3 protein-coding genes are annotated in these 11,037 nt (G+C 72.5%); 1 reads left to right on the top strand and 2 read right to left on the bottom strand.

Going from position 1 to position 11,037, the window contains the following annotated elements; genetic code table 11:
- Positions 1 to 37 precede the first annotated feature (37 nt).
- A complete protein-coding gene (locus OHA19_RS34235) occupies positions 38 to 1,351 on the bottom strand; it encodes a methylaspartate mutase (protein WP_405710259.1) in 1,314 nt (437 codons plus the stop codon).
- A complete protein-coding gene (locus OHA19_RS34230) occupies positions 1,338 to 1,808 on the bottom strand; it encodes a cobalamin B12-binding domain-containing protein (RefSeq protein ID WP_405710262.1) in 471 nt (156 codons plus the stop codon). Before OHA19_RS34230 ends, OHA19_RS34235 begins: the two co-directional genes overlap by 14 nt.
- 356 nt (positions 1,809 to 2,164) lie before the next feature.
- Between OHA19_RS34230 and OHA19_RS34225 the strand changes: the two genes are divergently transcribed.
- On the top strand, positions 2,165 to 10,993 hold the full coding sequence (locus OHA19_RS34225; RefSeq protein ID WP_405752749.1) for an amino acid adenylation domain-containing protein: 8,829 nt from the start codon (positions 2,165 to 2,167) through the stop codon (positions 10,991 to 10,993).
- The last annotated feature ends 44 nt before the right edge of the window (positions 10,994 to 11,037 follow it).

The raw sequence follows: 11,037 nt of genomic DNA, 5'->3' as shown, positions 1-11,037 counted from the left end.
CCCGAGAAGGGCTTCGGAGGGGGAGGGTGACGAGCGGTCAGCTCGCTCGGGCGAGCGAGACGGCGGGCGCGTCGTAGCGGGTCTTGACGTGCTGGAGCGCGTACATCAGTCCCGACGAGGTCAGGCGGCGGGAGCTGTGCACGGCGGCGGTGGGGCCGAGCGGCAAGGAGCCGGTACGGGACCACTCCAGCCGGCCCTGCTCGGAGATGACGCTGCGGGTGCGGCCCGCGTTGTCGGGGTGCAGGCAGAAGGGGACGTCGAGGTAGCCACGGGCGAAGGCCCGGATCAGGGCCTGCCCGAGGTCGTCGTGCAGGCCGAGGACGGCCTCCACGAGAGCGCGGGCCTCCTCCTCGACGCCGGTGGACGGCGGTGGTGCGGTGCGCCGCACGGACCGCGCGGCGTTCGTGGCCGTCTCCAGCGCCGTGACGTTCTCGGCGACCGACGGAATACGGGCGGCCTCGGCGGCCGTCTTGACGATGAGGCGCGCGGCTCCGGTCCGTACCGCGAGCCGGGCGGCGTCCGCGACGAGGGCCAGCGCGCCGGGCCTGGTCTCCGGATAGACGCCCATGTAGGCGTAGACGACCACGTGCCAGGAGGTGTCCGGGAGATGGTCGGCGGCCAGGGCGCGCAGCGCGTGGACGGCTTCCTCGTCCTGCTCCGGGCTGGTCTGCTGGGCGTAGCTCAGGGAGACGCTGCGCAGGCCGTGCTGCCGGAAGAACATCCCTTCCAGTACGGAGAGGGCGATGAGCAGCGAGGGCGGGCAGAGCTGGCCCAGCATGCAGCCGCCGAAGCTCTCCAGGTGCGGTTCGACGCCGGACACCCGGAGCGCGGCCAGCGTGCGGCACGCCTCGCGCCATGCCCGTACGGACGTGGCCAGCGAGGTACGCCCGTAGGGCAGGCAGTAGGAGACGGGGCCGCCCTCGGTGGCGTCGAGCCCGGCGTCGATCAGTGCCTCGACGATGCGGCCGGGCCGCGCGGAGCCGTGCCGCACCTGGACGGGGAAGTCCTCGCCATGGACGCCGTCGAGCAGCCCGGTGGTGGTGGCGACGGGCATGCTCACGAGCGGGTATCCGTTGAGCGGGTGCCCCTGGGCAGCGGCGCGGGCGGCGGCGGCGTAGTCGCCGACGCGGGTGAAGCTGTCGAGGGTGAGGGTGCCGACGGTGGTGGCGGCGGCGCCACGGGTGGCGAGCAGTCCCGTGCGCATCCTGGCGGGGTCGGCGAACCCCATACGGGGCTGGACGACGAGCGTGCCGGAGCGTGCGGCGTCGGCCATGAAGCGGTGGAAGGCCCCACCGTGGGCGGGGCCGGGGCGCGGCGTCGCGCTGCCGCGGGCGGGATCAGCGGACGGCATCGGCGTAGGCCCTTCCGTGTCCGCGCTGCGAAAGGGAGTCGAGCAGGGCAAGCAGGCGCGGCACGGCGTTCGGCCCGATCAGGACGGCATCGAAGCCGGCCTCGGTGAGCGCGGGATGGGCGTCAGGGTCGACGGACCCCTCGGTGTCGAGCTTGCCGCCGATGACGAGCGGCACCCGTACCAGGGCGGGCACGGCACGCACCGCGCGGGCCAGGGCCGGGGCCTCCTCGGCGCCGTGGCCGTTGACGGTGCTCACGACGATGAGGTCGGGGGGCCGTGCGGCGGACTCGGTGACCAGGGTGTCGACCGGGACGCAGGCACCGAGGTTGCTGACCTCCCATCCCTGTTCCTCCAGCAGGAGGTGGAGGAACAGCAGGTTCCAGGTGTGCGCGTCCGAGGGGATGGTGCTCAGGACCACGCGGGGCGGGCTCTCCGGGGGCTGGTGACGCTGGTACACGAACGGCTTTCCTCTCGACACCGTAGGGGCCGCGATCACTGCGATCGGGCCAGTCATCCGGGGCATGCCCTGCCCTGATCGATTCTCCGAAGTCCCTTCCGTCTTGCGGACGTTCGGCGGCACTTCGGGGAGTCGGCTCCGGACGTCCGGGCTGTCGGCGGGTGACGTCGTCCATCGTGGCCAGCGGTGTTCCCCCGCGGCACTGGGCACTTGTGGCCAGCCGCCGGGGCGTCACTTGTGCCCACTGGGGGCGCCCGTGCCCGCGTCCTAACGTGCTCACCGCGGACGTCCTTCCGGCGCCGAACCGCTTGTACCGCTTGTACCGCTGACAACGTGCTGACGATGGGGAGTGAACGGTGGCTGATCACCAGGTGGAGGAGTGGCGGCACGCGCTGGCGGGCCTGGAGCCGCTGGAACTGCCGGCGGACCGGCGCCCGTCGGACGGCGGGCCGGGTCCCTCGGACCGGGTCGTCTTCGACGTACCCGCCGTGACGGCAAAGGCGCTGTCCGCGACGGCGCACGAGCGGGGAACGGATCTGCCGACGGCCCTGCTGACGGTGTTCCAGGCACTGGTCGCACGGCACTCCGGCCGGGGCGATGTCCCGGTGGTCGTGTGGGGTGACGACGGACGGGTACGGGCCGTACGGGGCCCGGACGGCGACCCGCTGTTCGAGGACGCGCTGACACACGTCGCGACGGCCCTGCGTGCGCGGCGTGGCCTGCCCTACGCGCGGCTCACGGAGGCGGCCGGCGGTGCGCTGGACGATGCCCCGTGCTTCGCGTGGCACACGGCAGGCGAGGCTCCGGCCATGCTCGCGCCCACGGCGCAGGTCACCCTGGAACTCGCCGCCGACGGCGACGCGCTGCGTGGTGTCCTGGGCTACCGCACGGACCTGTTCGACCGGGCCACGGCGGAGCGCCTGGCGGACCACTTCGGCGTCCTCGCCCGGTCCGCCGCCGAGGCACCGGGGACGCGGCAGGCCGCGCTGGAGATGCTGACGGCGACTGAGCGGACGCGGATCCTCACCGAGTGGAACGGCGCCCGCTCCGCGTTCCCGGACACGTCGACCGTCCACCGGCTGGTCGAGGAGCGGGCCACCCGGCAGCCGAACGCGGTCGCCCTGGAGCATGGCGGGCAGCTGCTGACCTACCGTGCGCTGGACGAGCGGGCGAACCGGCTCGCGCGCCGTCTCGGCGAGCGGGGCGTCGGACCCGGCGCGCTGGTCGCGGTGTGCCTGGACCACGGCGCCGATCTGGTGTGCGCCCTGCTCGGGGTACTCAAGTCCGGTGCCGCGTATGTGCCGTTGGACCCGTCTTACCCGGCCGAGCGGCTGCGCTACATGGTCGGTGACAGTGCGGCGCCCGTGGTGGTCACGCAGTCCGCACACGCCTCCCTGTTCGCGCCGGGACCCGAACTGCTGCTCACCGACAGTGGCTGGCCGGACGGCGACAGCTCGGCCCCGGTGGTCGAAGCAAGCGCCGACGACCTGGCCTACGTCATCTACACCTCGGGCTCGACGGGCCGTCCCAAGGGCGTCCGTGTGGCGCACCGGGGTGTCGTCAACTACCTGCACTGGTGCGACCGCAACTATCCGGCCGCGCCCGGTGCCGAAATCGGCTCGTTGCTGTGCTCGTCGGCGGCCTTCGACCTGACGGTCACCGCGCTGTTCCTCCCGCTGGTGCAGGGGCTGCGCCTGACGATACCGGTCCCAGGTCCTGGGCAGACCGTGTTCGACGCGGCCTTGGATCTCGTGGCGTGCGGCGCGCGGATCAGCTTCCTCAAGGCGACGCCCTCCCATCTGGAACTGTTGGCCGCCCGGCTGGAGCGGGGCGGGTTGCGGCACGGCATCGCGACGGTGGTGGCGGGCGGCGAGGACCTGACACCGGCGCTGACCCACCGGGTGCTGGTGAGCGGCGCGGACGACACGGCCGTCGTCAACGAGTACGGGCCGACCGAGGCGACCGTGGGCAACGTGGTCAGCCGGACGGTGTCGGTGGACCCCGCGGCGGAGCACGTGCCGATGGGCCGCGCGATCGACAACACCGAAGTCTTCGTGGTCGGCGCGCACGGCGAGGTCCAGCCGGCGGGCGTGCCGGGCGAGTTGCTGATCGGCGGGGTGAACGTGGCCCTCGGCTATCTGGGGCGGCCCGATCTGACGGCGGAGCGGTTCGTGCCCCACCCGTTCTCGGCGGATCCGGACGCCCGGGTGTACCGCACCGGGGACCTGGTGAAGTGGCTGCCGGACGGGCGACTGGTCTACCTCGGCCGGATCGACGACCAGGTCAAGCTGCGCGGCCACCGGGTGGAACTGGGCGAGATCGAGAACGCCCTGCTCGCCCGGCCGGGTGTGGCGGCGGCGACCGTCGTGGTCCGCGAGGACGTCCCGGGCGACAAGCGCCTGGTGGCGTATCTGGTGGCGGCGGGCGATGCCGGTCCGGCGGCGTCCGGTCTGCGCCGGGCCCTGGCGCGGGTTCTGCCGGAGCACATGGTGCCCGCCCGGTACGTGACGCTGGAGCGGCTTCCTCTGACGCCGAACGGCAAGGTGGACCGTAAGGCGCTGCCTGCGCCGCAGGGCCACCGCCCGGAGCTGCCCGTGGCGTACACGGCGCCCAGCACAGCGACGCAGGTGGCGGTCGTCGGTATCTGGGCCGAGTTGCTGGGCGTAGACCCGGTGGGCATCGACGACGACTTCTTCGAGCTGGGCGGGCACTCTCTGCTGGCCGCCCGGGTCGCTTCCCGGCTGCGCCGGGACCTGGGCGTGGACGTGTCCCACCGCACCCTGTTCGAGGCGTCGACCCCCGCGCTGCTGGCGACCGCCCTCGACGCGCTCGCCCCGGGCACGGTGACGGCGATGCCGCGCGCGGACCGGCCGGCGGGGCCGCTGCCACTGTCATTCGCCCAGCAACGGCTGTGGTTCCTGGACCAGTTGGAGCCGGGACGAGCGGAGTACGTCGTCCCTGCCGGGCTGCGGGTCACGGGCCGCTTCGCACCGGACGTGTTCGGAGCCGCGCTGACGGCGCTGGTGGCCCGGCACGAGATCCTGCGGACCCGGTTCGTGGCGGACGGCACAGGCCGTCCGGTCCAGATCGTCGAGGCGCCGCGAGAAGTGGCCGTCGAGGTGCGCGACGCACGGGGCCTCGGTGGCGACGCGGCGCTCGGCATCCTGCGCGAGGCGGCGGGAATGCCGTTCGACCTGGCGGCGGGGCCGCTGCTGCGAGCGGTGGCGGTGCGTGTCGCCGAGGAGGAGTGGCTGCTGCTGATCGCGCTGCACCACATCGTCTCCGACGGCTGGTCGGAGGGTGTCCTGGCACGGGAGCTGCGGGAACTGTACGGGGCGGCGGTCGCGGGCCGTGAAGCCGGTCTCGTACCGCTGGAGCTCCAGTACGCGGACTTCGCGGCCTGGCAGCGGGAGGCCCTGGACGGGCCGGCGTTGGACGGACAGGCAGCGTACTGGCGCGACCGGCTCGCCGGCCTCCAGCCGCTGGAGCTGCCGACCGACCACCGCCGTCCGGCCGAGCGGTCGGGCCGCGGTGACGCGGTCGCCTTCACCGTGCCCGCCGACGTGGTCGAAGTGGCCCGGCGGACGGCGGCGGGGCACGGCGCCAGCCTGTTCATGTCCCTGCTGGCGGTGTTCCAGCTGCTCATGGCGGAGTACAGCGGGCAGGAGGACATCGCGGTCGGCAGCCCGGTCGCCGGTCGCAGCCGGGCCGAGACCGAGGAGCTGATCGGCTTCTTCGTCAACACCCTCGTGATGCGCACCGACCTGTCCGGCGATCCGACCTTCGGTGATCTGCTCGACCGGGTCAGGGACACCGCACTCGGTGCGTACGACCACCAGGAGCTGCCGTTCGAGCGGCTGGTGGAGGAACTGGCGCCGGAGCGGGATCTGTCGCGCACCCCGCTGTTCCAGACCATGTTCGTGCTCCAGAACACACCGGACGGGAACGCGTGGGAGCTACCGGGTCTTGAGGTGGAGCCGTTCGCGGTGCGGACGGAGGAGGCCAAGTTCGACCTGACGCTGTTCCTGACCGAACGGCCCGACGGTTCGCTCGACGGAAATCTCGTGTTCGCCGTGGACCTGTTCGAACGCGCGACGGCGAGACGGCTGGCCGGTCACTTCACCACGCTGCTCGAAGCGGCGGTCTCGGGCCGGAGGCAGCGGCTGTCGGAGCTGGAGGTGCTGGTCGGCGCCGAGCGCCGGCGCGTGCTGACCGAGTGGTCCGGGACGTCGTCCCTCTCCCCGGACACCGCCACGACGGCGCACCGGCTCGTCGAGGAGCGCGCCGCGCAACTGCCCGGTACGGCAGCGGTACGGTCGGAGACCGGGGAGCTGACGTACCGGGAGCTGAACGAGCGTGCCAATCGGCTCGCCCGGCACCTGCGGTCGCTCGGTGCCGGGCCCGGCCGGGTGGTCGCCGTCTGCCTGGAGCGCGGGCCCGACCAGATCACCGCGCTGCTCGCGGCGCTGAAGTCGGGGGCCGCGTACGTGCCCCTTGACCCGGAGCTGCCGGCGGACCGGCTCGCGTTCATGATCGAGGACTCCGGAGCTGCGCACGTGGTGACCGACGCCGCGCACACGGCCCGGCTGCCCCGCACACCCCATCGCTTCCTCACCGACCGGGACTGGCCGCGCATCCAGGATCTGGCGCCGCACGACCCGGAACCCGCCGCCGCCCCGCACGACCTGGCCTATCTGATCTACACCAGCGGCTCCACCGGCCGCCCCAAGGGGGTACAGATCGAGCACCGAAGCCTGGTCAACCTGATCCACTGGACGGTGGAGAGCTTCGGCGCGGCGCCGGGCCGCCGGGTCGCGCATCTCGCGGGAATCGGCTTCGACGCGGCGGCGTGGGAGCTGTGGCCCGCGCTGGCGGCCGGTGCCACCGTGTGCGTCCCCGACGACACGGTGCGGCGCACGCCTGAGCTGCTCCAGCGCTGGCTGGCCGGGCGGCGGGTGCACGGCACATTTCTCTCCACACCCATGCTGGAGGCGCTGGCCGCGCTGGACTGGCCGGAGACGACCTCACTGGCGTACGTCCTCACCGGCGGTGATGCGCTGCGTCTGCCGACCGGGCTGCGGCTGCCGTTCCGCGTCGTCAACAATTACGGGCCGACCGAGTCGACGGTGGTCACAACATCCGCCGAGGTGGTGCCGGGGGTACCGGTGCCGCCGATCGGCCGGCCGGTACGCAACACCGTCGTCCATGTCGTCGACCGGCACGACCGGCCGGTGCCGATCGGAGTCCCGGGTGAACTCCTGATCGGTGGTGCCGGGTTGGCACGCGGCTACCAGGGGTTGCCGCAGCAGACGGCGGAGCGGTTCATCACCGTGGACATCGACGGCACACCCCGGCGGGTCTACCGCACCGGGGACCGGGTGCGGTGGCTGCCCGACGGGCAGCTGGAGTTCCTGGGACGGCTCGACGACCAGGTGAAGCTGCGCGGTCACCGCATCGAACCGGGCGAGATCGAATCGGTGCTGCTGGCCGGTCCCGACGTCACGGGCGCGACCGTCGTCCTGCGTGAGGACATCCCGGGAGACAAGCGCCTGGTGGCGTACGTCGTCCCGGACGGGCCGGCACCGACCACCGAGGGACTGCGCGCCCGGTTGCGCCGCGATCTGCCCGACTACATGGTGCCGTCCGCCTTCGTGGTGCTGGACCGGCTGCCGCTCACCGCGAACGGCAAGGTGGACCGGCGTGCGCTGCCCGCGCCCGGGCCCCGCTCGCCCGGGGAGAACGTCGCGCCGCGCACACCGGCCGAGCGCGCGGTGGCGGCGGCCTGGTCACAGGTGCTGGACACGGACGTCACCAGTGTCGACGACAACTTCTTCGAGCTGGGAGGCCATTCGCTGCTGGCCACGCAGGTCACCTCGCGGCTGCGGACCGCACTCGGCGTGGAGGTGCCGGTACGGGCCGTGTTCGCGGCGCCGACGGTCGCCGCGCTGGCGGCCGTCGTGGCGGAGCTCGACACGGACGATGCGGATCGCATCACGCCCGCTTCCCGGACCGGCGGTCCGCTGCCACTGAGCTCCGCCCAGCAGCGGCTGTGGTTCCTGGACCAGCTGGAGCCGGGACGCGCCGAGTACGTCGTACCGTTCGCGCTGCACGTCCGTGGCGTACTGGATGTGACGGCGCTGGACGCGGCGCTCACCGGAATGGTGGCACGGCACGAGATCCTGCGGACCCGGTTCGTCCCCCAGGACGGTGAGCCGGGGCAGGTCATCGACCCCCCGACGCCGGTGGAAGCAACCGTCCACGACCTGCGCCACGTCGTCGATCCGGAGGAAAGGAGCTCGGCGGCACGGCGGTTCGCGGAGACCGAGGCGGGTCAGCCGTTCGATCTGGCAACGGGTCCGCTACTGCGCGCCCGTCTGGTGCGGCTCGCCGACAACGAGGCGTACCTCCTGCTGACGGTGCACCACATCGCCGCCGATGGATGGTCGGAGGGAGTCATGGCGCGGGAGCTGCGCGAGAGGTACCAGGCGGCGGTATCGGGGGTGGCGCCAACCGGTCTGCCCGAACTGCCGCTTCAGTACGCGGACTTCTCCGTGTGGCAACGAGAGCGACTGGCCGGTGGCGTGCTGGAGGAGCAACTGGCGTACTGGCGGGACCGGCTCACCGGGCTGGAGCCGCTGGAGCTGCCGAGCGACCACCGCCGTCCGGCGGGGCCGCCCGAAGGCGGCTCCACCGTGGCGTTCGAGGTCCCGGCGGGGGTCGCCACGCGACTGCGGGCGGCGGCGACGGCGAACGACGCGAGCCTGTACATGGTGCTCCTGGCGGCGTTCCAGGTGCTTCTGGCCAAGTACAGCATGCAGGACGACATCGCGGTCGGCAGCCCGATCGCCGGCCGCAACCGGGCCGAGACCGAGGAGCTGATCGGCTTCTTCGTCAACACCCTGGTGATGCGCACCGACCTGTCCGGCGACCCCGCCTTCACCGAGCTCATCGACCGGGTCAAGGACACCGCGCTCGGCGCGTACGATCACCAGGATCTCCCCTTCGAACGACTGGTGGAGGAGCTGGCGCCCGACCGCGACCCGTCGCGAAACCCACTGTTCCAGATCTTGTTCGCTCTGCAGAACACGCCGGACGGCCACACGTGGAGCCTGCCGGGGCTGGAGGTGGAGCCGTTCGCGGTGACACTGCCGGACGCCAAGTTCGACCTGAGTCTGATGATGTCCGAGGGCCCGGCCGGCAGCCTGCGCGGGACCCTGGAGTACCGCACCGACCTCTTCGAACGGGACACCGTCGACCGGCTGGCCGGCCACTTGGGCACGCTGCTGGAGGCGGTCGCCGATGCCCCCGGGGCCCGGCTGTCGCAGCTGTGCATGCTCACCCCTGCCGAGCGGCGGAAATCACTCATCGAGTGGAACGACACCGCCGCCGCCTGTCCGGACACGGCCACCCTGCACGGCCTCTTCGAGGAGCGGGCGGCCCAGCAGCCGGACACCGTGGCCGTCGAGTGGCCGCAGGCCACATTGACTTACGGCGAGCTGAACGCGCGCGCCAACCGGATCGCCCACCACCTGCGGACCCGGTACGGGGCGCGGCCGGACATGCCGGTGGCGGTGTGTCTGGGCCGCGGGGCCGATCTGGTGACGGCGGAGCTGGCGGTACTGAAGGCCGGGGCGGCGTACGTGCCGCTGGACCCGGAGTACCCCGTCGAGCGGCTGGCGTACATGGTGCGGGACACGCAGACCCCGGTCGTCCTCACCCACGCCGCGTATGCGGACCGGATCCCGTCCGGCGTCCCCCTGCTGCTGCTCGACGAGTGCGACGCCGAAGGGGGCCCGCTGGACGGCGATCCGGTCACCGACCCGGAGCCGGCCGCCGCCTCTCACAACCTGGCCTATCTCATCTACACCAGCGGCTCCACCGGCCGGCCCAAGGGTGTCCAGGTCGAGCACCGCAGCCTGATCAATCTGGTCCACTGGACGGCGGGCGAGTACGGCCTTGAGCCGGGGCAGCGGATCGCACTGCTCGCGGGGATCGCATTCGACGCGGCGGCGTGGGAGCTGTGGCTCGGCCTCACCAGGGGTGCGACCTGCTGCGTCGCCGCCGAGAAGGTCCGGCTCGCCCCGCAGCTGCTGCGGGACTGGCTGGGCGAGCAGGGCGTCCACGCCACGTTCCTGTCCACGCCGATGCTGGAGTCGTTGTCGGCGCTCCACTGGGGCCCGGACAGCACCCTCGACTACGTACTGACCGGCGGCGACCGGCTGCGCATGCCACCGCGCGCCCGGCTGCCGTTCCGCGTGATCAACAACTACGGCCCCACGGAGACCACGGTCGTCGCCACCTCCACCGTATGCGTCCCCGGGGACGCCGTTCCGCCGATCGGCAGGCCGGTCGCCAACACCCGGTGCTTCGTGGTGAACCAGCACGGCACTCCGCAGCCGGTCGGCGTTCCCGGTGAACTCCTCGTCGGTGGCCTGCAGGTGGCGCGCGGATACCTGGGGCGCCGCGATCTGACGCGGGAGCGGTTCGTCCCGTTCGAGGCCGAGGAGGTGGGCGGGCGGGTGTACCGCACCGGCGACCTGGTCCGGTGGCGGCCGGACGGACAGCTGGAGTTCCTGCGCAGGATCGACCACCAGGTCAAGATCCGCGGCAACCGCATCGAACTGGGCGAGATCGAGGCCAACTTGATCAACCATCCCGGTGTCGGCGAGGTCGCCGTGATCGTCCGCGAGGACACGGCCGGCGACAAGCGGCTGGTGGCCTACCTGGTGGCCGCGGGAGCGGACGCTCCGAGCATCGCGGAACTGCATGCACACCTCGGGTGCCATCTGCCCGACTACATGGTCCCGGCGGCGTTCATGGTGCTGGAGCGGCTGCCGCTGACCGCGAACGGCAAGGTGGACCGGGCGGCGCTGCCGGTCCCGGACGGCAGGCGGCCGGACCTCGGAACGTCCTACACGGCGCCGCGCAACACCGTCGAGCGGCACATCACGGCCGTCTGGACGGAGCTCCTGGGCATCGAACGCATCGGCGTCCACGACAACTTCTTCCAGCTGGGCGGGCATTCGCTGCTCGCCACTCAGGTCGCGTCAAGGCTGCGGAAGGCATTGCGGGTCGACGTACCGGTACGGGCGGTGTTCGACCACCCGACCCCCGCCGAACTGGCGCAGAACATCGCGGACCTGATGATGGCGGCGATCAACGCACAGTTCGCGCCGGCCGGATGACGGCGTACGCCCCCACCGCGTCGGCGACGGTGGGGGCGTACGGT

The organism is Streptomyces sp. NBC_00012 (assembly GCF_045040875.1).
Taxonomy (GTDB): Bacteria; Actinomycetota; Actinomycetes; order Streptomycetales; family Streptomycetaceae; genus Streptomyces.
Note: the sequence above shows the minus strand (reverse complement) of the source record. Positions and strands in the feature narration are given on the sequence as shown.